Here is a 19421-nt window from a genome sequence, read left to right as displayed (position 1 = left end):
CCGTTCCCCGGAGAACCCGCATGCTGCGCCGCCTCGGCAGGACCGACATCGAGATCGCCCCGCTCGTCCTCGGCACCAACGTCATCGGCTGGACCGCCGACGAGGCGACGTCGTTCGCCGTGCTCGACGCCTTCGTCGGCGAAGGCTTCACCGCGATCGACACCGCCGACGTCTATTCGCGCTGGGTGCCGGGCAACGACAGCGAAAGCGAGCGCATCATCGGCCGCTGGCTGAAGGCGCGTGGCAACCGCGACCGCGTGCACATCTTCACCAAGGTCGGCTCCGACATGGGCCAGGGCAAGAAGGACCTCTCGGCGGCCTGGATCGCCGAGGCGGTCGAGGCGTCGCTGACCCGGCTGCAGACCGACTACATCGATCTCTACCAGAGCCACTGGCCCGACCCGACCGTCGGCCACGAGGAGACGCTGGGCGCCTACGCCCGGCTGATCGAGGCCGGCAAGGTGCGCTTCATCGGCGCCTCCAACTACGACGCGCCGCTGCTCGCCGAGGCGCTCGCCGTCTCCGCCGAGAAGGGCCTGCCGCGCTACGAGACGCTGCAGAACGAGTACAACCTCTACACTCGCGACGGCTTCGAGGGCGCGGTGCAGGACCTCGTCGTCGCCGAAGGCATCGGCGCGATCCCCTACTACGCGCTCGCCGCCGGCTTCCTCACCGGCAAGTACCGCTCGGCCGCCGATTTCGGCCAGAGCACGCGCGGCGAAGGCATGGCGAAGTATCTCGACGCCAAGGGCCTCCGCATCCTCGCCGCCCTTGACGAGGTGGCGGCCGCGACCGGGGCGACGCCGGCCGAGGTCTCGCTCGCCTGGCTCGCCGCCCAGCCCGGCGTCACGGCGCCGATCGCCTCCGCCACCTCCCTGCCCCAGCTCGAAAGCCTCGCGCGCGGCGCCCGCCTCGTGCTCGCGCCCGAGCATCTCGCGCGCCTGACGGCGGCCGGCAACGGCTGACGCGGCGACATGCAACACGGGAAGACACCCATGACCGCGATCTCGATCCTCGACCTCGTCCGCATCCGCGAGAACGGCTCGGTGAAGAAGGCGCTCGACGACACGCGCGACCTCGCCGCGCACGCCGAGCGCTGGGGCTACACCCGCTTCTGGGTCGCCGAACACCACAACGCGCAAGGCATCGCCAGCGCTGCGACGTCGATCGTGATCTCGCATATCGCGGCCGGCACCTCGACCATCCGGGTCGGTGCCGGCGGCATCATGCTGCCGAACCACGCGCCACTGGTGATCGCCGAGCAGTTCGGCACGCTGGAGAGCCTCTATCCGGGCCGCATCGACCTTGGCCTCGGCCGCGCGCCGGGCACCGACCAGTTGACGGTACGCGCCCTGCGCCGGTCGCCCGACAGCTCCGACAATTTCCCGAACGATGTGCTGGAACTGCAGGCGCTGCTCGCCCCGGCCGGACCGGACCAGCGCATCCGCGCCATCCCCGGCGCCGGCACCGAGGTGCCGCTGTGGATCCTCGGCTCCAGCACCTTCGGCGCGATGCTCGCCGCCGAACTCGGCCTGCCCTACGCCTTTGCCTCGCACTTCGCGCCGCAGGACCTGTTGCCGGCGCTCTCGGTCTACCGCACCCGCTTCAAGCCGTCGGAGCAGCTCGCCCGGCCCTACGCGATGGCGGGGATCAACGTCATCGCCGCCCCGACCGATGCGGCGGCGAAGCGGCTGGCGACGACGCAGCAGATGTCGTTCGTGGATCTCTTCCGCGGCGCGCGCGGCCTCAGCCGGCCGCCGATTGACTCGATCGACAGCTACTGGTCGCCGACCGAGCGGGCGCAGGCGATGCGGATGCTGGCGCGCTCGGTGGTGGGGTCGCCCGACACCGTCCATCGCGGCATCGACGCCTTCGTCGCCGAGACCGGCGTCGACGAGGTGATGATCGTCTCCGACGTCTACGACCACGCCGAGCGGCTGCGCTCCTACGAGATCATCGCCGACGTCACCGAGGCGAAGACCCGGGCCGCGGCCTGAACGCCGGGCACTGACGGAGCGTCAGGCGACCGACGCGCGGATCGCGGCGATGTTCTTCGCGTAGGCGTCCTCGGTGCCGCCCTTGAACACGGCGGAGCCGGCGACCAGCACGTCGGCCCCCGCCGCCACCACCAGCGGCGCGGTCTCCGGCGTCACGCCGCCGTCGATCTCGATGCGGATCGGCCGGTCGCCGATCATCGCCTTCACGCGCTTCACTTTCTCGACCACCGCCGGAATGAACGCCTGGCCGCCGAAGCCGGGGTTGACGGTCATCAACAGCACGAGGTCGACACGGTCGAGCACATATTCGATCGCCTCGGCCGGCGTCGACGGGTTGAGCACCACGCCCGCCTGCTTGCCGAGGCCGCGGATCGCCTGCAGGCTGCGGTCGAGATGCGGGCCGGCCTCGGCGTGCACCGAAATCAGGTCGGCACCGGCCTCGGCGAAGGCCTCGAGGAACGGATCGGCCGGCGCGATCATGAGGTGCACGTCGAACAGCAGCTTCGAATAGGGCCGCATCGCCTTGATCACCGGCGGGCCGAAGGTGATGTTCGGCACGAAGTGCCCGTCCATGACGTCGAGGTGGATCCAGTCCGCCCCGGCCCGCTCGATCGCGGCGAGCTCGTCAGCGAGCCTGGCGAAGTTCGAGGAGAGCATGGAGGGAGCGATCAGCGTGGTCATGGGCGGCCCTTGAAGACGGTCCGCGCCGGACGACCCGGCGCGGCTGGGAAGGCGAAAGCGGTCAGGACGAGCGCGGGCGGGCGCCGGGCCCGCCCCTCAACGCTCAAACGCGATGGCTCAGGACGCGATCTTCGGGTCGAGCGAGCCGCTGCGATAGCGCTTCGCCATGCCGGCGACCGGGATCGGCGTGATCTTCGCGGCATTGCCGGCGGTGCCGAACTGCTCGAAGCGCTCGCGGCACAGCTTGCGCATCGCGTCCTTGGCCGGCTTCAGGTACTTGCGCGGATCGAACTCGGCCGGGTTCGACACCAGCACCTTGCGGATCGCCCCGGTCATCGCCATCCGGCAGTCGGTATCGATGTTGACCTTGCGCACGCCCGACTTGATGCCGCGGATGATCTCCTCCACCGGCACGCCCCAGGTCTGCGGCATCTCGCCACCGAACTCGTTGATGACGTCCTGCAGTTCCTGCGGCACCGACGACGAGCCGTGCATCACGAGGTGCACGGTCGGCAGGCGGCGGTGGATTTCCTCGATGACGTTCATCGCGAGGATCGCGCCATCCGGCTTGCGGGTGAACTTGTAGGCGCCGTGGCTGGTGCCCATGGCGATCGCCAGCGCGTCGACCTTGGTCGCCTTCACGAAGGCGACCGCCTGGTCGGGATCGGTCAGCAGCTGGTCGTGGCTGAGCACGCCCTCGGCGCCGTGGCCGTCCTCGGCCTCGCCTTGCCCGGTTTCCAGCGAGCCGAGCACGCCGAGTTCGCCCTCGACCGAGGCGCCGACCCAGTGCGCCATCGCGGTGACGCGCGCGGTGATCGCCTCGTTGTAGTCATAGCTCGCCGGCGTCTTGGCGTCGGCCTCGAGCGAGCCGTCCATCATCACCGAGGTGAAGCCGTGCTGGATCGCGGTGAGGCAGGTCGCCTCGTCGTTGCCGTGGTCCTGGTGCATGCAGATCGGGATGTGGGTGTAGATCTCGGCGAGCGCCTCGACCATGCGCGCCAGCATGATGTCGTTGGCATAGGTGCGCGCGCCGCGGCTCGCCTGCAGGATCACCGGTGCATCGACCTCGTCGGCCGCTTCCAGCACCGCCAGCCCCTGCTCCATGTTGTTGATGTTGAAGGCAGGGACGCCATAGCCGTACTCGGCGGCGTGGTCGAGAAGCTGGCGAAGGGTGATCAGGGCCATAAGGTCAAACTCCCGTCCGTCGAAATCTCCGGCGCAGCGGCCGCGGCAGCGAGGCAATGAATGCGGAAGGCGCGCGTCGTGTTCGTGACGGCAGCCCCCGATGCGCCTGCGGTCCCCGCGCCTCCTTTTTGCGGTCCCCGCGGCGTAAGACAGACCGCCGCCGCGCATCCGGCCGCCCGCGCCCCCCGGCGAGTTCGGCCACGCTGGCGGCGGTCCGGGGCGGCATGGCGACGAGCGTGTCGACCAACCACCCGATCCCTCCCATCGTCCCCTCGGCCTCGGCCGCAGGCAACGATCGACGCCGGTCTATCGCACATGTAACGGGCAGGCGGTAGCATTTGATCGATTAGATGCAGCGCACCAAAACCGTCGTCCTACGGCGATTTGTGCAATGAAATCGCACCTATCGCTGTCCGGCAGCGAGTTGAGCAGGCTGGCGTCGCCCGCGGTCGCCCGCTATGCGACCACGCGCCGCGCCGCCGCCGCCACCGCCTCGGGCGTCAGACCGAAGCAGTCGTAGACATCCGCCGGGCTGCCGGAGACGCCGAATTCGTCGAGGCCGAGGAAGACATCGCGCTCGCCGAGCAGCGCATTCCACGGATCGCGCACCCCCGCCTCGATCGCCACCCGCGGCCGGGTGCCGAGCACGCGGCGGCGGTATTCGGGCGCCTGGATGCGGAAGAGTTCGAAGCACGGCATCGACACCACCGCCGCCTTGATGCCGTCGGCGGCGAGCCGCTCGCCGGCCGCGACCGCGATCGCCACCTCCGACCCGGTGGCGAGCAGCGTCACGTCGCGGTCGGCCGTGGCGCCGGCGATCAGGTAGCCGCCGCGCCCGGCCATCACCTCGGTCGAGGCGGTGCGGCGCAGCGTCGGCAGGCTCTGCGCCGAGAGGCAGATCACCGACGGCGTCGATTCCTGCTGCAGGGCGCTGAGCCAGACCTCCGCCACCTCGACCGCATCGGCGGGGCGATAGACGTTGAGGTTCGGCATCGCCCTGAGCGCGGCGAGTTGCTCGACCGGCTGCTGCGTCGGCCCGTCCTCGCCGACGCCGACGGAATCATGCGTCATCACGAAGACGGCCCGCAGCCCCATCAGCGCCGCGAGCCGGATCGCCGGGCGGGCGTAGTCGGAGAAGGTCAGCCGCATCGCGCCATAGGGCACGAGGCAGCCGTGCAGCGCGATGCCGTTCATCGCCGCCGCCATCGCATGCTCGCGCGCCCCGAACGGCACGAAGCTGCCCTGGAAGGACCCGCGCTCGACGAGGCGCTGGCTGCGCGCGCGCACCGAGGTGCGCGACACCGGGGCGACCGCGCCGCCAATGAGTTCCGGCATCGCCGGCGCCAGCGCGTCGAGCACGCGCTGTGTCGACTGCAGCGTCGGCAGGTGCGGCCGGTCGACCGAGAAGCTCGCCTTGATCGCCGTCAGCGCCTCGCGCGCCTCGTCGCCCAGCCCGCCGCCGGCGACGAACAGCCGGCGCGCCTCGATCGACGCCGCATCGAGGTTGCGGCCCCAGCGCAGCGACGCGGCGGCGCCGCGCCGGCCGAGGGACCGCCACGCCGCACGGATTTCGGCCGGCACCTTGAAGTCGCCGCCCGTGCCGCCGAAGGCCTGGCGGATGCGCGCGAGATCGTCGGCGGCGCGCCCGCTGCCCAGCGGATCGCCGCGATCGGTACGGCAGGCGATCATCGAGGGCTGCCGCGTCAGCCGCTCCTCGGCGAGGGCGACGGCGATGGCGGCATGGTCATGCGCATCGACGTGGCGCACCGACCAGCCGGCGGCGGCAAAGCGGGCCGCGCGGTCGACCGGCAGCCGCGCCTCGCTCGGCGCGTCGTCGGCGGGGTGCCGGTCCTCGACCAGCACGATGAGGCGCGAGAGCTCGAGCTCGGCAGCAAGCTCCGCCGCCTCCTGCGACAGGCCCGCCATCAGCCCGCGCCGACCGGCGAGCACATAGGTGTAATGGTCGGTGAGCCCGTCGCCGACGCGCGCGTTGAGCAGCCGCTCGGCGAGCGCCATCCCGACCGCCATGCCGAGCCCCTGGCCGAGCGGCCCGGTGGTCGCCTCGACGCCCGGCAGGTGGCCGCGCTCGGGCGAGCCCGGCGTGCGCGAGCCGAGCTGGCGATAGTCGCCGAGGTCGGCGGCTTCGACGTCGCCGGTGCTGGTGAGGTAGAGCAGCGCATAGAGCAGCGGCGCGCCGTGGCCTTCGGAGACGACGAGGCGGTCGCGGTCCGGCCAGTCGGGTTTTGCGGGATCGAACGACAGGCTCTGCGCGAGCAGCACGGTGGCGACGTCGCTGAGCGCCGCGGCATGGTCGGCCCGGCCGGAGCCCGCCTGCGCCACCATCTCCGCCGAGAGCAGCCGCACCGCGTCCGCCATCCCGGCGAGCGGCAGGTCGCCCGCTGCGTATGCCCCCGTGCCGCCGCCCGGCTTCGCGTTCATCGTGCCTGCTCCCGCGGGCTGCCGGGCAGCCCTGTTCTTCTTGTTTTCGGCCGCGGGCGGCAACCACCCCGCAGACCGTCGTCGCCGCGCCCCCGCCCGGCGAGCCTCACATCGCCCGCCGCTTGCGATCGATCAGCCGCAGGATCTTCGGCGTCAGGATCAGCTGCATCGCGAGTTCCATCTTGCCCCCCGGCACGACGATCGAATTCGCCCGCGACATGAAGCTGTCGGGGATCATCGACAGCAGATAGGGGAAATCGATGCCGCGCGGATCGCGGAAACGGATGACGACCATGGACTCGTCGGCGGTCGGAATCCAGCGGGCGACGAAGGGGTTCGAGGTGTCGACCGTCGGCACCCGCTGGAAGTTGACGTCGGTCTCGGTGAACTGCGGGCAGATGTGGTGCACGTAGTCCGGCAGCCGCCGCAGGATCACGTCGGTGACCGCCTCGGTCGAGTAGCCGCGGGTTTCCTTGTCGCGGTGGATCTTCTGGATCCACTCCAGATTGATCACCGGCACCACGCCGATCTTCATGTCGGCATGGCGGGCGATGTCGTGCGCATCCGAGCGGTAGGCGCCGTGCAGACCCTCGTAGAACAGGAGGTCGCAGCCCGGCGGAAACTCCTCCCACGGCGTGAAGGTGCCGGCCGGCGCGCCGAACAGCAGCTGCTCCTGGTGGTTGTGCACATACTGCCGGGTGCGCCCGCCCCCGGTCGCGCCGAACTCGGTGAGGATCGCGTCGAGCTCCTCCAGCATGTTGGCGTCGGGGCCGAAATGGCTGAAGTGCTGGTTGCCGCGCGCCGCCTCCTCGGCGACCTTCGCCTTCATCTCCACCCGGTCGTAGCGATGGAAGGCGTCGCCCTCGATGAAGGCGGCGCGGATGCCCTCGCGGCGGAAGATCTGCTCGAAGGTGTTCTTCACCGACGTGGTGCCGGAGCCGGACGAGCCGGTGGTGGCGATGATCGGAAACCGCTCTGACATGGGTGTTCCCGTTCTCCCCGCGCTGCGCTGCGCGCCGACCGGCACCGCGCGCGGGGACCGGCCGTTTTGCCGGTCCGCGCCAGCGGGCCGCGCCGGATCGATCAGGTGCGGAACAGGCCGCGGTTGCCGAACAGCGGCGACGAGCCGCTCCCTGCGGGATTGGCCTCGTAGCGCTCGATGCGCGCCACTTCCTCGGCCGCGCCGAACACCAGGCCGGTGCGCTGGTGCAGTTCCGTCACCTCGATGTCGAGGATCGGCTGGCGCCCGTTCGAGGCGGTGCCGCCGGCCTGCTCGATCATCATCGCGATCGGGTTCGCCTCGTAGAGGATGCGCAGGCGGCCCTTCGCGTAGCCCTTGCGGCTGTCGCCCGGATACAGGAACACGCCGCCGCGCGAGAGGATGCGCGAGGTGTCGGCGACCAGCGAGCCGACCCAGCGCATGTTGTAGTCGGTGCCGAGCGGGCCGTCGGCGCCGGCGAGGCAATCGTCGACCCAGGCGCGGATCCCCTCCGACCAGTGCCGGTAGTTCGAGGCGTTGATCGCGTATTCGCGCGTCGTCGGCGCGATCGTCACGTTCTCGGCCACCATGCGGAAGGCGCCGGCGCCGCGGTCGTAGGTGAAGACGTGCGTGCCCTCGCCGAGCGTGAAGGCGAGGTCGAGGTGCGGTCCGTAGACGACATAGCCGCCGGCGAGCTGGTTGCGCCCCGGCACCAGGAACGGATTGCCCGTCTCTGTCATCGGCAGGATCGAGAAGATCGTGCCGATCGAGATGTTGGTGTCGATGTTGGACGAGCCGTCGAGCGGGTCGGTCGCCACCACGACGAGGCCGCCCTCGTTCAGCGTCTCGGTGTCGTCGGCCTCCTCGGAGGCGACCATCGCCACCGCCGAGGTGCGCTTCAGCGCGGCCACCACGACCTCGTGCGAGCGCACGTCGAGCGCCTTTTGCGCGTCGCCACCGGCATTGTCGCCGACGATCGCCGCCTGATTGGTGACGAGGTCGCCGCCGCCGACGATCTCGGCGAGTTCGAGGCCCGCCTCGGCAAGGGCGAGCAACGCGCTGGCGACCGCCGTGCGGCCGCTGTCGGTGCCTGCCCAGGCGTCGAGATATGCTTCGAGGCCGATGCCGATGGTCATGCCTTGTCCCTCCGAACGCGTGCCTTCCCCGTGCACGATGTCCTAGTTCTTTGTCACGCTCTTGAACAGCCTCGCGGCGATAGGAGTCTGATTCCGCTAGACGCCGATGATCGGCTGTCTCGACAGCCGGCTCAATCGAATTTAATCGACAGGCGCGGGCCGTTCAGTTTTCCTGAATCCGGCGACGGCTCGACTCCACCCGGGGCGGCCGTCCGAGACCGGGACGTTCACCAGCGAGGGGGCTCCGGCCCGGCGGCAGATCATGCGCAACGCGACGCTGAAGCAGATGCGGTGCCTTGCCGCGGTGATCCGCACCGGCAGTGTAACCGGCGCCGCCGCGGCGCTGAACGTCACGCCGCCGGCGATCACCGCCCAGGTGAAATCGCTCGAGGAACTCGCCGGTGCGCCGCTGGTCGAGCGGGTCGGCGACCGCTTCCGCGCGACGCCGGCCGGCGCCGAGATCGACGAGACGCTGGCCCGCATCGAGGCGCTGCTCGGCGAATGCGGCGACGCGCTTGCCGAAATCCGCTCCGCCGGCGCCGGCAAGGTCTCGCTCGGCGTCGTCAGCACCGCCCGCTATTTCGCACCGCGCGCGATCGCCGCCTTCCGGGCCGAGCGGCCGGGCGTGCGCGTCAACCTGATGGTCGGCAACCGCGAGGAGACGATCGCGGCGCTGCGCGGCTATGAGATCGACATCGCGCTGATGGGCCGGCCGCCGGGGGATTTCGCCGTCGAGGCGACGCGGATCGGCGCCCACCCGCTGGTGATGATCGCCCCGCCGGGTCATCGCCTCGCCGGCCGCCGCGACCTCGTGCCGGCCGACCTCGCGGGCGAGAGCTTCCTCGTGCGCGAGGCGGGCTCCGGCACCCGAGCCGCCTTCGAGACCTTCATGATCGATGCCGGCGTCGACCGCCCGCTCGACGTCGCCGAACTCCGCTCGAACGAGACGATCAAGCAGTCGGTGATGGCCGGGCTCGGCATCGCCTTCATCTCCGGCCACACGGTGGCCTCCGAACTCGACGCCCGCCGGCTGGTGTTGCTGAACGTTGCCGGCCTGCCGGTGGCGCGCGCCTGGTACGTGGTGCGCCGATCCGACAAGCGGCTGTTGCCGGCGGCGATCGCGCTCCGCGACTTCTGGCTCGAGCGCGGCGCCGGCTTCCTGCCCCGCCTCGCCGGCATCGCCGCCTGAGCGAGCCTTCGCAGCCGGCGACGCCGCGGGACTTGCTGCCCAGCCGGGAAACTTTTCGCCGCAGGCCCGGTACCGATTGCTCCGGATGGGAGTTTCCCTCGTATGATGCCGGAAGGCGGTCGAAACGACCCGCCCTGCGGCCTACCCCGGCCATGCACAGACGGCAAAGGCGACCGGGCAAACCCGGCGGAGGAAACCATGGATTATCTCGAAGTCGTGCTGCTGGTCTGCCTCGCCACGCAGCCGGACGTCTGCGAAGAGCGCTACATCCCGGTGGAGAACAGCGGCACCCTCGCCGCCTGCATGTGGCAGTCGCAGCCCTACATCGCGGAGTGGTCGGCGGCGCACCCGAAGTACACAATCAAGAAGTGGCACTGCGGCTTCCCGCAGAACCGGCAGGCCCCGATCTGAGGGGGTGCGGTTCGTGCCGTGGGGCTCCCCCCTCCCTGTCCCTCCCCCGCTCCGCAGGAGAGGGGACGCAGGAGGATGGAGCCTCAGCACGACCGGTCGCTTCGGTCCGGCGTAACTTTCGTTGGACGAAAGCCCCATCGCCCATCGTCCCCTCTCCTGCGAAGCGGGGGAGGGACAGGGAGGGGGGCCGCCCCACGGCACAGCCGAAATCACATCGTCCGATAGACATAGTCCGGCGGCACGTCGGCGGCTTCCGTCAGCGCCAGCTCCTGCATCCGCACGTGATGCGGCGACTTGATGCAGGCGGGATCGGTGGCGGAGGCGTCGCCGGCATAGGCCATCGCCTGGCAGCGGCAGCCGCCCCAGTCGACCTCTTTCCGGTCGCAGGTGCGGCAGAGCTCGGGCATCCAGTCGGTGCCGCGATAGGCGTTGAAGGCCGCCCCGTCGGCCCAGATCGCGGCGAGCGGCTTGTCCTTCACATTGTCGAACACGAGGTGCGGGATCGATTCCGCCGCATGGCAGGGCAGCACCTTGCCCGACGGCGTGACGTTGAGCCCGACCCGCCCCCAGCCGCCCATGCAGGCTTTTGGATACTTCGCGTGGTGGTCCGGCGGCACGTAGTCGATCACCAGCGTGCCCTTCAGCCGCTCGCGCGCCTCGTCGACGATGGCGCTGCAGGCGTCGACCTGCTCGCGCGTCGGCATAAGCGAGGCGCGGTTGACATAGGCCCAGCCGTGGATCTGCGTGTGCGCCACCTCGATGCGGCGCGCGCCGAGGCGCACCGCGAGGTCGATCGTCTCGGCGGTGCGGTCGAGGTTGCGCCGGTGCATCACCGCGTTGACCGTGAGCGGGATACCCTCCGCCGCGATCCACGCCGCGACCTTCATCTTGTGCTCGAAGCCGCCGCGATAGCCGCCGATCAGGTCGGCGGTGGAGGCATCGGTGCCCTGCACCGAGAGCTGGATGTGGTCGAGCCCGCGCGCCGACAGATCCTTCACCCGCGCCTCGGTCAGCCCGACGCCGGAGGTGATGAGGTTGGTGTAGAGCCCCGCCTCGACCGCGACCGAGAGCAGTTCCTCGAGATCGCGCCGAGCCGCCGGCTCGCCGCCGGAGAAGTGGACGTGCAGCACGCCCATGCGCGCCGCCTGGCGCAGCACTTCGGCCCACTGCTCGGTCGACAGCTCCTCGGAGCGCTTCGACATTTCGAGCGGGTTCGAGCAGTAAGGGCATTTCAGCGGGCAGCGGTAGGTGAGTTCGGCGAGCATCGCCATCGGCGCCGGCACACGGCGCACGCGGGTGCCCTCGGGGAGCGCGGTCTGCACGTTCATCGCACGACCTCCATCATTCGCTTGTCCATCAGGTCGACCAGCAGCTTGCGGGCATCGACCGCGATCTGCTCACGCGGCGCCGCATACTTCTCGGCGAGCACGTCGACGATCGCGGCGAACGATCGCTCGCCGTCGGTCTCGGCGAGGATCGCCGCGGCGATCGCGTCGAGCCGCAGGGCGCGTTCGGGCGCGAGCAGCATGTGCGTCTCGCGCGCCTCGTCCCAGCGCGTGCGCACGCCGCGCGACAGCTTCGGCACCGCCGCATCGGGCAACCGGTCTTCCGGCGCGGCGGGCAGCGGCGTCGTCATGCGGCCGCCTCGATCTTGGCCATGCCCTCGCCCGGACGCCACGCGCCCGGCGCCGGCAGCCCCGGCTCCACATAGGCGAAATAGAGCGCGTCGAGCTGCGACCACAGCACCTCGGTCTTGAAGGTCAGCGCGCCCAGCGCCGCCTGCTGCTGCTCCACGGTCTTCGCATGCGTCTTCACATAGTCGAGCGCGAAGCCCGCATCGCGCGGCGCCTGATCGAGGCGGCGGCGGAAATAGGCGACGACCTTCTCGGTGATGAAGTCGTAGCTCTCCAGCATGCCGGAGATGCGCTGCTTGTGCAGGTTCGGCGCGAACAGCTCGGTCAGCGACGAGGCGACCGCCTCCAGCATCGTCTTCTCGCGGACAAAATTGACATAAGCCTCGACGGCGAACTTCGTCGTCGGCAGCGCGCCCTTGCGCGAGATCACGTAGTCGCGGTCGAAGCCGAGGCCGTCGGTCAGCACCAGCCAGCGCTCGATGCCGCCCTCCTCGCCCTCGAGGCCGTCGTGATCGGTGATCCGGTGCAGCCACTCGCGGCGCAGGTCGCGGTCGTCGCAGCGCGCGATCAGCGCCGCGTCCTTGCGCGGGATCGCCGACTGGTAGCAATAGCGGTTGAGCGCCCAGGCCTGCACCTGTTCCCGGGTGCAATGGCCGCCGTGCAGCCGGTCGTGGAACGGATGCAGGCTGTGATAGCGCTCGGCGCCGATCTTGCGCAGCGCCGCTTCCAGCTCGTCCGGTGTCATCGGCCGCGTCATAGCTCGATCTCCATGCCGTCGAAGGCGATTTCCCATCCGGCCTGTGTCGCCTCCGCCCGCTCGGGCGAGAACCGGTTGAGTGCCGGATTGGTATTGTTGATGTGCACGAACACCCGCCGCCGCACGCCGAGCGGCGCGAAGGCGGCGATCGACCCGTCCTCCCCGGCCATCGACATGTGGCCCATCCGCTTGCCGGTCTTCGCGCCGACGCCCATGCGGATCATCTCGTCGTCGTGCCAGACGGTGCCGTCGAACAGCACGCAGTCGGCGCCTTCGAGACGCGCGGCGAGCTTCGGCGTCATCCGGGCGCAGCCTGGAATATAGAACATGCCCTCGCCGCCCGGCCCGCGCAATTCGACCCCCACCGTCTGCTCGCCCTCGAGGTCGGTCTCGACGACGTCGCCCTCGAGATAGAGCGGAACCTTGCCGGGAACAGCGAACAGCGTCGCGGTGAGGTTCGGCAACAGCTCGAACGGCGTGTCGAGCGTGACGACGCGGCGGCGCACGAGCGCCGGATCGAGCGCGGAGAAGATCGGATTGGCGTCGAGGACCGTGGCGATGCCGGCCGTCGACAGGAGTTCGAACGCCTGCTTCTCGCGCAGCGTCAGCAACCCGGCGACATGGTCGATGTCACCGTTGGTCACCAGCACCGCGCCGATGGGCGAATGGCGCAGTCCGGCGCGCTCCGGATCATCCGGATGCAGCACCGCAGACTTCAGGATCTGGCTGCCGAGGTCCGGGGAAGCGTTGAGCAGCGCCCAGCTTCGACCGTCGACACTGACAGCGAGGGAGGATTGTGTTCGCGCCTCGAAACCGGCGTCACCGCGCCGGAACGCGGCACAGTTGGCGCAGTTGCAGTTCCACTGCGGGAACCCACCACCTGCTGCCGCACCAAGCACGAGAGCGCGAAGCCGCACTGATGCGGCTTCGGCCCGTAGAGACATGACTGCCTCGATGCTGGAAATCAGACTTCCGGCGGGAAGTACATGTTGATTTCCATGCCGACGCAGAGCTCTTCAACCTTCGGGGTATTCCAGGCCATTGTAGTATCCTCCTCTAGAGGTTTTTGTGACCCCGCGAACCGAGGTCCGCAGCGCTTATGGACACTGCCTGCATCCGAACGGCCCTTGCAAGTTAATCATCGGTAAGGTCGGCGGTCACTGTGCAGTGCAGCAAGGTCTCGGCGCCAAAGTATTGACAGCATACGTATCACGTTCTATTCGACGGGTAGCAACTCTCATCGGCGAAGACTATTATACCATCGGCAAGACCGGGATGCGGTCCCGCGCTGGTTGTGGCCTCGCCGCCGGTCGGGCGGCCGCACGGCGAATGCGGCGAGCGGATGTCGCGGGCTCACCTGATGCCTGTCGATCCGCACCCGAAAGGATCCTGGCGCCCGCGCCGGGCAGGGCATTCCGGCCGTTCACGAATGCGCGCAAATCTATTTTACCGCGTGCCGGGCGCAACACGCCTGCCGTTCGTTGACCGCCGGACTCGCCTCGCCTATCTTTCAGCTACGTTGGACGAACGGACGGGAGTCCCGCCGACGGACGGCCACAAGCACCTGGAAGCAAAGCCTTTTGCGTGGTGGGCCGGAAATCGGAACGTTGACGGAAAGGAGGCCCGATATGATCGAAGCATATGAGAGCGGAGCCCTCCCCAACCGTCGCCACTGTCAATCGACCGTAACGAAACCCTGCTACGACGCCTCGTGTCGTCGTTGGCGAATGTGAACGCAGCGCGCGTTCCTCCGTCACCCTTTTCAGCATGCGGTTTGGTATCGGGTCCGGCGCTCGCCGGCCCGCGGGAGATTGCCCAATGTCGACATCACAAGTCATCGAGATCGGCGGCGAAGCCGTTGCAGTTGCACGGCCCGAGCAGAGCGGCGTCCGTTTCGTCGCGGTGAAGTTCAACGTCTGGCCGCTCGACAACGAGTTGTATGAGGACGTCGCAGCCGCCCGGCGCGCTGCTCATGCGCATATCGCCGGCAAGGCCGCCCTGCGCGGCATCGGCCGCACCCGCCGCGTCGCCGCCTGACGTCTGCAGTCCCCCGTGCGGCCAGGGGCCGCACGGCGTCATCCGGCGGCGTCCAGTCCGAACTGCCCCGTCGCCCGCATTACCCCGCGCAGTTCCGCCAGTCCCTTCAGCCGTCCGATCAGCGGATAGCCCGGGTGGGTCTTGCGGCGGCCGTCGTCGATCAGCACGTGGCCGTGGTCCGGGCGCATCGGGATTTCCGCATCCGCCCGGCCCTTCCGGCGCCGCCTCGCCTCCTCGCGCAAGAGTTCCAGCACCACGGCCGGCATGTCGACGTCGCCGTCGAGATGGTCGCTCTCCATGAAGCTGCCGTCCGGATCCTTGAGGACGTTGCGCAGGTGCGCGAAGTGGATCCGGTCGGCGAAGCGACGCGCGATCGCCACGAGATCGTTGGTCGGGTGGGCGCCGAGCGAGCCGGTGCAGAGCGTGATGCCGTTGGCGACCGGCGCGGCCATCGCCATGATCGCGGCGAGATCATCCTCGGTCGAGACGATGCGCGGCAGGCCGAACAGCGGCCGCGGCGGATCGTCGGGATGGATGCAGAGCCGGATCCCGAGCTCTTCCGCCGTCGGCACCACCGCGCCGAGAAACCGCTGCAGGCTGGCGCGCAGGTCGTCCGCGGTGAAACCGGCGTAGCGCGCGAGCGCGCCGCGCAGGCCCGGCACGTCGTAGCGCTCGAAGGCGCCGGGCAGCCCGGCCATGATCACCTTCAGAAGCGCCCGTCGGTCGACCTCGGTCGAGGCGCGGAACCAGGCGCGGGCGCGGTCGATGACATCGCCCGAATAGTCCGCCTCGGCCCCCGGCCGCTCCAGCACGTAGCAGTCGAACGCCGCGTTGAGATGCATGTCGAAGCGCAGCGCGAGGCCGCCGCCCGGCAATCGCACGGCGAGATCGGTACGCATCCAGTCCTGCAGCGGCATGAAGTTGTAGCAGACCGTGGTGATGCCGCAGGCGGCGAGGTTGCGCAGCGACTGCCGGTAGGCCTCGAAATACGGCTCCACATCGGCGTCGCCGCGCTTCACCGTCTCGTGCACCGGCAGGCTCTCGACCACCGCCCAGCGCAGGCCCAGCGAGGCGTCCTCCTCGATCAGCCGCTGGCGCGCCGCGATCGCCTCGACCGGCCAGACCTCGCCATAGGGAATGTCGTGCAGCGCCGTGACGATGCCGCGGGCCCCCGCCTGCCGGATCTCGTTGAGGCGCACGCCGTCGTCCGGCCCGAACCAACGCCAGGTTTCTTCCATCGAAACGACCTCACCCAAAGAGATTCGGCAGGAACAGCACCACGCCGGGCAGGAACGCGAGCCCGACGATCACGAGGATGATCGCCAGCAGGAACGGCAGCGATTCCCGGAAATACTCCTCGACCGGACAGCGCAGGATGCCGCAGACCGCATACATCGCGACGCCGACCGGCGGGGTCATGCCGCCGAGCGTCACCACCGACATCATCAGGATGCCGAAGTGCACCGGGTCGACGCCGAGGCGGGTCACGATCGGCACGAAGATCGGCGCCAGCATCAGCACGAGCACGGTCGATTCGATGAAGAGACCGGCGATGAACAGGAAGAACAGGATCAGCAGCACCACGACCACCGGCTCGGAGCTGAGCCCGAGCAGCGCGGCGGCCACCGTCTGCGGCGCCTGCTCGAAGATCACGGCATAGCCGACCATGCCCGAGAGCAGGATGATCAGCATGATGACGCCGATGTCCTCGACCGCCTCGGCGAGCGCCGCACGAAATCCCTCGAAGGTGAGTTCCCGGTGCAGCACCACGCCGACGAAGACGGCGTAGATGACGGCGAAAGCGCCGACCTCGGAGGCGGTGAAGATGCCGCCGCGGATCGCGACCAGCAGGATGATGGGAAAGAGCAGCGCCCATTTCGCGTCGTAGACGGCCCGCATCACCACGCGGAACGACGGCGGCTGCGCGGATTCGGCCCGGTAACCGCGCTTTCGCGCCACCAGCCAGACGGTCAGCATCATCGCCGCCATCATCAGGAAGCCGGGGATGATGCCGGCGAGAAACAGCCGGCCGATCGAGACGTTGCCGACGAAGCCGTAGAGGATGAGGCCGAGGCTCGGCGGGATCGTCGCGGTGATCAGCGACCCGACGGCGATCACCGCGCCGGTGAAGCCGCGCGAATAGCCCTTCGCCATCATCTCGGGGCCGAGGATGCGCGCCTCCATCGCCGCGTCCGCAACCGCCGAGCCCGAAACGCCGCCCATCAACGTCGAGAGCACGATGCAGACCTGGGCGAGGCCGCCCGCCATCCACGAGACCAGCGCGTTGGAGCAGGTGATCAGCCGCGGGGTGATGCCGGTGCGGTTCATCATGTGGCCGGCGAGCACGAAGAACGGCACCGCGAGCAGCGGGAAGCTCTGCGAGGTGGTCGCGATCTGCTGCACGCCGATCGAGGCGGGGATCGACGAGGAGAACACGAAGAAGCTGAAGCCGGCGATGCCGATCGCAAAGGCGATCGGGAGGCCTGCGAACATCAGCGCAAAGAAGATGATGGCGAGGAGCGTCATCCCGGGATCACTCCACGACCGGCCGCGGCGCGTCTTCGCGCAGGAACACGAGCGCCCCGCCGCGCAGGCAGCGCACGAGGTGGCCGATCAGCGTCAGCGCCAGCAGGACGCAGCCGACCGGCACCGCGCCGGTCACCCAGGCGTAGGAAATGCCGCTGTCGCCGTAGATCCGCTCGGCGTTGAGGAGTGTCAGCCGGACGCCGAGGTAGGCGAGCGCACCGAGAAAGCCGAGCGTCAGCAGGCCGAGCACGATCTCGACGATGCGCCGCATCGCCGTCGGCAGGCGCAGCACGAAGAAATCGACGCCGATGTGGCTCTTGCGGCGCAGCGCCTTGTTGGCGCCGAGCATGCACAGCCAGACGAACAGCAGCTGCGCGAGGTCGACCGACCAGATCAGCGGATGACCGAAGGTGCGCGCGGCGGCGGCGAGGAAGACGAGAACGACGATCGCCGCGAGCAGCGCCTTGGCGACGAACTCCTCGAGCACGACATGGATCGGCGGCATGGCTGCGGGCTCCCGGGCAGGAGAAGGGCCGCCGCAATGCGGCGGCCCGGCGGGGCTTACTCGGCGAGCATCGCGTCGATCGTCTGCTTCAGCTCGGTGTAGCCGAGCAGTTCGTAGACGCCGGCGGTCGCCTCGCGGAACGGGGTGACGTCGATCTCGGTCACCGTCATGCCCTTCGACGCCATATCCGCCTCGAGCGCGACGATCGACTCGCCGGTGAGCCCGGAGGCGTAGTCGCCGGCGGCGAGCGATTCTTCCTTCAGCGCCGTCTGCATCTCGGCCGGCAGCGAATCGACCCAGGCCGCGCTGGTGACGAGGCCAGTGATCAGGCTGATGTGCGCGGTCTTGGTGAGGTGGCTCGTCACCTCGTAGAGCCGCGCGCCATAGGCGGCCGGGGTCTGCGCCTCGACGGCGTCGATCACCTGCTGCTGCAGCGCCGGATAGACCTCGGCCCAGCCCATCGGCGTCGGCGTCGCGCCCATGGCGCGGATCGTCTCCATCCACACCGGCGCGCCGGGGGTGCGCATGCGCACGCCGGCAAGATCGGCGGGGCCGGTCACGGCGCGGTTGGTCAGCAGGTTGCGGTCGCCCTGCCACCAGTTGAACGACAGCGCGGTGTGGCCCGAGGCCGCCTTCAGCTTGGCGTTCCACGCGTCGAACATCGGCGAGGTGACGATCTTGCGCACCTGGTCGAAGCCGCTGACGAGATAGGGTCCGCCGAGCACGCCGAATTCCGGCACGAACACCGCGAGGCGGCCGCCGTCGACCACGACGGCGACGTTGGCCCCCGCGCGCGCCTGCTCCAGCACGTCCTCGTCCTTGCCGAGCTGCGAGCCCGGGAAGATGCGGATGGCGAGTTCGCCGCCCGTGCGCTCGGCAACCCGGTCGCGCAGGCGCTCCAGCCCCTTGTAAATCGGATCGTCGGTGGTAAGCGCGGTATTGATGTTGAGCTCGTAGGACGCGGCACTCGCCGCGCCGGTCATGGCGCCCGTCATGGCAACGGTCGAGACCAGCATCACGGCGCAGGCCCGCAGGACGGCACGATGCAGTTTCATTTCGGATTCCTCCCCAGGAACGGTCTTGACGGAACGCCCTCCCCGACGGCCCGATAACTGGTATGGTAGTATGGTTTTAGAAATACGCAAGCGGGTGGCGCAGCGATCGGGCAAGGGGGAAGCCGCGTGAAAGAGACCGTCGACCCGCGCTACGCGATCGCACCGCAGATCTTCCGCGCGCTGCGCCAGGCGATCGTCACCATGGAGCTGCTGCCCGGCCAGGCGCTGTCGGAAAAGGAGATCGCCGCCGCCTTCGGCGTCAGTCGGCAACCGGTGCGCGAGGCGTTCATCAAGCTCGGCGAGGCGCGGCTGGTGCGCATCCTGCCGCAGCGCGGCACCTTCGTGGTGCGGATCTCGCTCAGCGACGTCGCCAACGCCCGCTTCGTGCGCGAAGCCGTCGAGGTCGCCGTCGCCCGCGCGGCCTGCTCGATCGCCTCGAACGATGCGCAGGCCCGCCTCGCCGACCTCGTCACCGCGCAAGCCGCCGCCGCGTCCGCCGGCGACCACCGCGGCTTCCTCGCCCTCGACGAGGAGTTCCACCGCACCCTCGCCGAGGCGGTCGACTGTCCGACCGCCTGGCCGATCGTCGAGGACGTCAAGGCGCAGATGGACCGCGTGCGCTACCTCAGCCTGCCAGAGGCCTCGCCGATGTCACGGCTGATCGAGCAGCACGGCGCGATCCTCGCCGCCATCGCCCGCCGCGACCCGGACGCCGCCGCGGCCGCGATGCGCACTCACCTCAGCGAGATCCTCATCGCCCTCCCCCGCCTCGCCCGCGCCAACCCCGACCTCTTCGACGACAGCGACCTGCCGGCGCACGCGACGCTGGGGATGGCGCGGCAGTGAGCGCACGGGCCGCAAATTGATACGATGAGGAGGCAACGGTACGA

Annotated in this window: 20 protein-coding genes; 6 read left to right on the top strand and 14 right to left on the bottom strand. The window is 69.5% G+C overall.

Annotation, left to right across the window (positions count from 1 at the left end; translation table 11 throughout):
• The first annotated feature begins 20 nt into the window (after nucleotides 1-20).
• Together I5731_RS02955 and I5731_RS02950 are read left to right on the top strand one after the other, a co-directional pair.
• Nucleotides 21-965, top strand: a complete 945-nt coding sequence (locus I5731_RS02955; protein ID WP_197309870.1) for an aldo/keto reductase — start codon at nucleotides 21-23, stop codon at nucleotides 963-965.
• Between the two features lie 30 nt (nucleotides 966-995).
• Nucleotides 996-1997, top strand: a complete 1002-nt coding sequence (locus tag I5731_RS02950; protein WP_197309869.1) for an LLM class flavin-dependent oxidoreductase — start codon at nucleotides 996-998, stop codon at nucleotides 1995-1997.
• A 21-nt stretch (nucleotides 1998-2018) separates the two neighbouring features.
• Here the strand turns inward: I5731_RS02950 and rpe are convergent, their stop codons facing one another.
• The 5 genes from rpe to I5731_RS02925 form a co-directional block, all read right to left on the bottom strand.
• Nucleotides 2019-2678, bottom strand: coding sequence for a ribulose-phosphate 3-epimerase (rpe, locus tag I5731_RS02945; RefSeq protein WP_197309868.1), 660 nt, complete (start codon nucleotides 2676-2678; stop codon nucleotides 2019-2021).
• 117 nt (nucleotides 2679-2795) lie between these two features.
• Complete coding sequence (gene fba, locus I5731_RS02940) at nucleotides 2796-3863, bottom strand: class II fructose-bisphosphate aldolase (protein ID WP_197309867.1); 1068 nt, start codon at nucleotides 3861-3863, stop codon at nucleotides 2796-2798.
• 456 nt (nucleotides 3864-4319) lie between these two features.
• The gene (locus tag I5731_RS02935; protein WP_197309866.1) at nucleotides 4320-6302 is read right to left on the bottom strand and encodes a transketolase-like TK C-terminal-containing protein; all 1983 of its coding nucleotides are present in this window, start codon (nucleotides 6300-6302) and stop codon (nucleotides 4320-4322) included.
• A 106-nt stretch (nucleotides 6303-6408) separates the two neighbouring features.
• The gene (locus tag I5731_RS02930) at nucleotides 6409-7284 is read right to left on the bottom strand and encodes a phosphoribulokinase (protein WP_197309865.1); all 876 of its coding nucleotides are present in this window, start codon (nucleotides 7282-7284) and stop codon (nucleotides 6409-6411) included.
• A 101-nt stretch (nucleotides 7285-7385) separates the two neighbouring features.
• A complete protein-coding gene (locus I5731_RS02925; protein WP_197309864.1) occupies nucleotides 7386-8417 on the bottom strand; it encodes a class 1 fructose-bisphosphatase in 1032 nt (343 codons plus the stop codon).
• Nucleotides 8418-8679: 262 nt separating this feature from the next.
• Between I5731_RS02925 and I5731_RS02920 the strand changes: the two genes are divergently transcribed.
• Together I5731_RS02920 and I5731_RS02915 are read left to right on the top strand one after the other, a co-directional pair.
• Nucleotides 8680-9606: a LysR family transcriptional regulator gene (locus I5731_RS02920; protein WP_197309863.1), complete on the top strand. Its 927-nt coding sequence runs from the start codon at nucleotides 8680-8682 to the stop codon at nucleotides 9604-9606.
• Nucleotides 9607-9804: 198 nt separating this feature from the next.
• The gene (locus I5731_RS02915; protein WP_197309862.1) at nucleotides 9805-10017 is read left to right on the top strand and encodes a hypothetical protein; all 213 of its coding nucleotides are present in this window, start codon (nucleotides 9805-9807) and stop codon (nucleotides 10015-10017) included.
• A gap of 209 nt (nucleotides 10018-10226) precedes the next feature.
• Here I5731_RS02915 and pqqE read toward each other — a convergent pair whose 3' ends face one another.
• Genes pqqE through pqqA form a run of 5 tightly spaced genes read right to left on the bottom strand, consistent with a single transcriptional unit; the run spans nucleotide 10227 to nucleotide 13450 of the window.
• A complete protein-coding gene (gene pqqE / locus I5731_RS02910) occupies nucleotides 10227-11345 on the bottom strand; it encodes a pyrroloquinoline quinone biosynthesis protein PqqE (RefSeq protein ID WP_197309861.1) in 1119 nt (372 codons plus the stop codon).
• Nucleotides 11342-11653 (bottom strand): pyrroloquinoline quinone biosynthesis peptide chaperone PqqD, encoded by a 312-nt coding sequence (pqqD, locus tag I5731_RS02905; protein ID WP_197309860.1) that lies wholly within the window; start codon nucleotides 11651-11653, stop codon nucleotides 11342-11344. Before pqqD ends, pqqE begins: the two co-directional genes overlap by 4 nt.
• Nucleotides 11650-12408 (bottom strand): pyrroloquinoline-quinone synthase PqqC, encoded by a 759-nt coding sequence (gene pqqC / locus I5731_RS02900; protein ID WP_235981493.1) that lies wholly within the window; start codon nucleotides 12406-12408, stop codon nucleotides 11650-11652. The genes pqqD and pqqC overlap by 4 nt, the downstream gene beginning before the upstream one ends.
• A complete protein-coding gene (gene pqqB, locus I5731_RS02895; RefSeq protein ID WP_197309858.1) occupies nucleotides 12405-13352 on the bottom strand; it encodes a pyrroloquinoline quinone biosynthesis protein PqqB in 948 nt (315 codons plus the stop codon). The genes pqqC and pqqB overlap by 4 nt, the downstream gene beginning before the upstream one ends.
• Before the next feature lie 20 nt (nucleotides 13353-13372).
• Nucleotides 13373-13450, bottom strand: coding sequence for a pyrroloquinoline quinone precursor peptide PqqA (gene pqqA / locus I5731_RS02890; RefSeq protein WP_099558845.1), 78 nt, complete (start codon nucleotides 13448-13450; stop codon nucleotides 13373-13375).
• Between the two features lie 776 nt (nucleotides 13451-14226).
• Here pqqA and I5731_RS02885 point away from each other — a divergent pair.
• Entirely contained in the window at nucleotides 14227-14445 is a 219-nt protein-coding gene (locus tag I5731_RS02885; protein WP_197309857.1) for a hypothetical protein, read from the top strand.
• 38 nt (nucleotides 14446-14483) lie between these two features.
• On the opposite strand, the gene uxuA is transcribed toward I5731_RS02885, so the two are convergent.
• Genes uxuA through I5731_RS02865 form a run of 4 tightly spaced genes read right to left on the bottom strand, consistent with a single transcriptional unit; the run spans nucleotide 14484 to nucleotide 18531 of the window.
• On the bottom strand, nucleotides 14484-15683 hold the full coding sequence (uxuA, locus tag I5731_RS02880) for a mannonate dehydratase (protein WP_197309856.1): 1200 nt from the start codon (nucleotides 15681-15683) through the stop codon (nucleotides 14484-14486).
• Nucleotides 15684-15693: 10 nt separating this feature from the next.
• A complete protein-coding gene (locus I5731_RS02875) occupies nucleotides 15694-16971 on the bottom strand; it encodes a TRAP transporter large permease (RefSeq protein ID WP_197309855.1) in 1278 nt (425 codons plus the stop codon).
• A gap of 7 nt (nucleotides 16972-16978) precedes the next feature.
• Nucleotides 16979-17476 (bottom strand): TRAP transporter small permease, encoded by a 498-nt coding sequence (locus I5731_RS02870; protein WP_197309854.1) that lies wholly within the window; start codon nucleotides 17474-17476, stop codon nucleotides 16979-16981.
• A 56-nt stretch (nucleotides 17477-17532) separates the two neighbouring features.
• Nucleotides 17533-18531 carry a C4-dicarboxylate TRAP transporter substrate-binding protein gene (locus I5731_RS02865; RefSeq protein WP_197309853.1) on the bottom strand — a complete coding sequence of 333 codons (999 nt, stop codon included), beginning with the start codon at nucleotides 18529-18531 and terminating at the stop codon, nucleotides 17533-17535.
• A gap of 126 nt (nucleotides 18532-18657) precedes the next feature.
• On the opposite strand from I5731_RS02865, the gene I5731_RS02860 reads away from it, so the two are divergent.
• On the top strand, nucleotides 18658-19377 hold the full coding sequence (locus I5731_RS02860; protein WP_197309852.1) for a GntR family transcriptional regulator: 720 nt from the start codon (nucleotides 18658-18660) through the stop codon (nucleotides 19375-19377).
• The last annotated feature ends 44 nt before the right edge of the window (nucleotides 19378-19421 follow it).

It is taken from the genome of Methylobrevis albus (assembly GCF_015904235.1).
Classification (GTDB): domain Bacteria; phylum Pseudomonadota; class Alphaproteobacteria; order Rhizobiales; family Pleomorphomonadaceae; genus Methylobrevis_A; species Methylobrevis_A albus.
This window is presented reverse-complemented; position numbering and strand designations above follow the sequence as displayed.

Excerpts from the sequence above, each read along its gene's own strand:
- I5731_RS02935 (WP_197309866.1), bottom strand. The coding sequence starts at position 6,302 with ATGAACGCGAAGCCGGGCGGCGGCACGGGGGCATACGCAGCGGGCGAC.
- I5731_RS02885 (WP_197309857.1), top strand. The coding sequence starts at position 14,227 with ATGTCGACATCACAAGTCATCGAGATCGGCGGCGAAGCCGTTGCAGTT.
- pqqC (WP_235981493.1), bottom strand. The coding sequence starts at position 12,408 with ATGACGCGGCCGATGACACCGGACGAGCTGGAAGCGGCGCTGCGCAAG.
- I5731_RS02925 (WP_197309864.1), bottom strand. The coding sequence starts at position 8,417 with ATGACCATCGGCATCGGCCTCGAAGCATATCTCGACGCCTGGGCAGGC.
- I5731_RS02920 (WP_197309863.1), top strand. The coding sequence starts at position 8,680 with ATGCGCAACGCGACGCTGAAGCAGATGCGGTGCCTTGCCGCGGTGATC.
- I5731_RS02955 (WP_197309870.1), top strand. The coding sequence starts at position 21 with ATGCTGCGCCGCCTCGGCAGGACCGACATCGAGATCGCCCCGCTCGTC.
- pqqB (WP_197309858.1), bottom strand. The coding sequence starts at position 13,352 with ATGTCTCTACGGGCCGAAGCCGCATCAGTGCGGCTTCGCGCTCTCGTG.
- I5731_RS02870 (WP_197309854.1), bottom strand. The coding sequence starts at position 17,476 with ATGCCGCCGATCCATGTCGTGCTCGAGGAGTTCGTCGCCAAGGCGCTG.
- uxuA (WP_197309856.1), bottom strand. The coding sequence starts at position 15,683 with ATGGAAGAAACCTGGCGTTGGTTCGGGCCGGACGACGGCGTGCGCCTC.
- pqqA (WP_099558845.1), bottom strand. The coding sequence starts at position 13,450 with ATGGCCTGGAATACCCCGAAGGTTGAAGAGCTCTGCGTCGGCATGGAA.
- I5731_RS02950 (WP_197309869.1), top strand. The coding sequence starts at position 996 with ATGACCGCGATCTCGATCCTCGACCTCGTCCGCATCCGCGAGAACGGC.
- pqqE (WP_197309861.1), bottom strand. The coding sequence starts at position 11,345 with ATGAACGTGCAGACCGCGCTCCCCGAGGGCACCCGCGTGCGCCGTGTG.
- I5731_RS02915 (WP_197309862.1), top strand. The coding sequence starts at position 9,805 with ATGGATTATCTCGAAGTCGTGCTGCTGGTCTGCCTCGCCACGCAGCCG.
- I5731_RS02865 (WP_197309853.1), bottom strand. The coding sequence starts at position 18,531 with ATGAAACTGCATCGTGCCGTCCTGCGGGCCTGCGCCGTGATGCTGGTC.
- rpe (WP_197309868.1), bottom strand. The coding sequence starts at position 2,678 with ATGACCACGCTGATCGCTCCCTCCATGCTCTCCTCGAACTTCGCCAGG.
- pqqD (WP_197309860.1), bottom strand. The coding sequence starts at position 11,653 with ATGACGACGCCGCTGCCCGCCGCGCCGGAAGACCGGTTGCCCGATGCG.
- fba (WP_197309867.1), bottom strand. The coding sequence starts at position 3,863 with ATGGCCCTGATCACCCTTCGCCAGCTTCTCGACCACGCCGCCGAGTAC.
- I5731_RS02930 (WP_197309865.1), bottom strand. The coding sequence starts at position 7,284 with ATGTCAGAGCGGTTTCCGATCATCGCCACCACCGGCTCGTCCGGCTCC.
- I5731_RS02875 (WP_197309855.1), bottom strand. The coding sequence starts at position 16,971 with ATGACGCTCCTCGCCATCATCTTCTTTGCGCTGATGTTCGCAGGCCTC.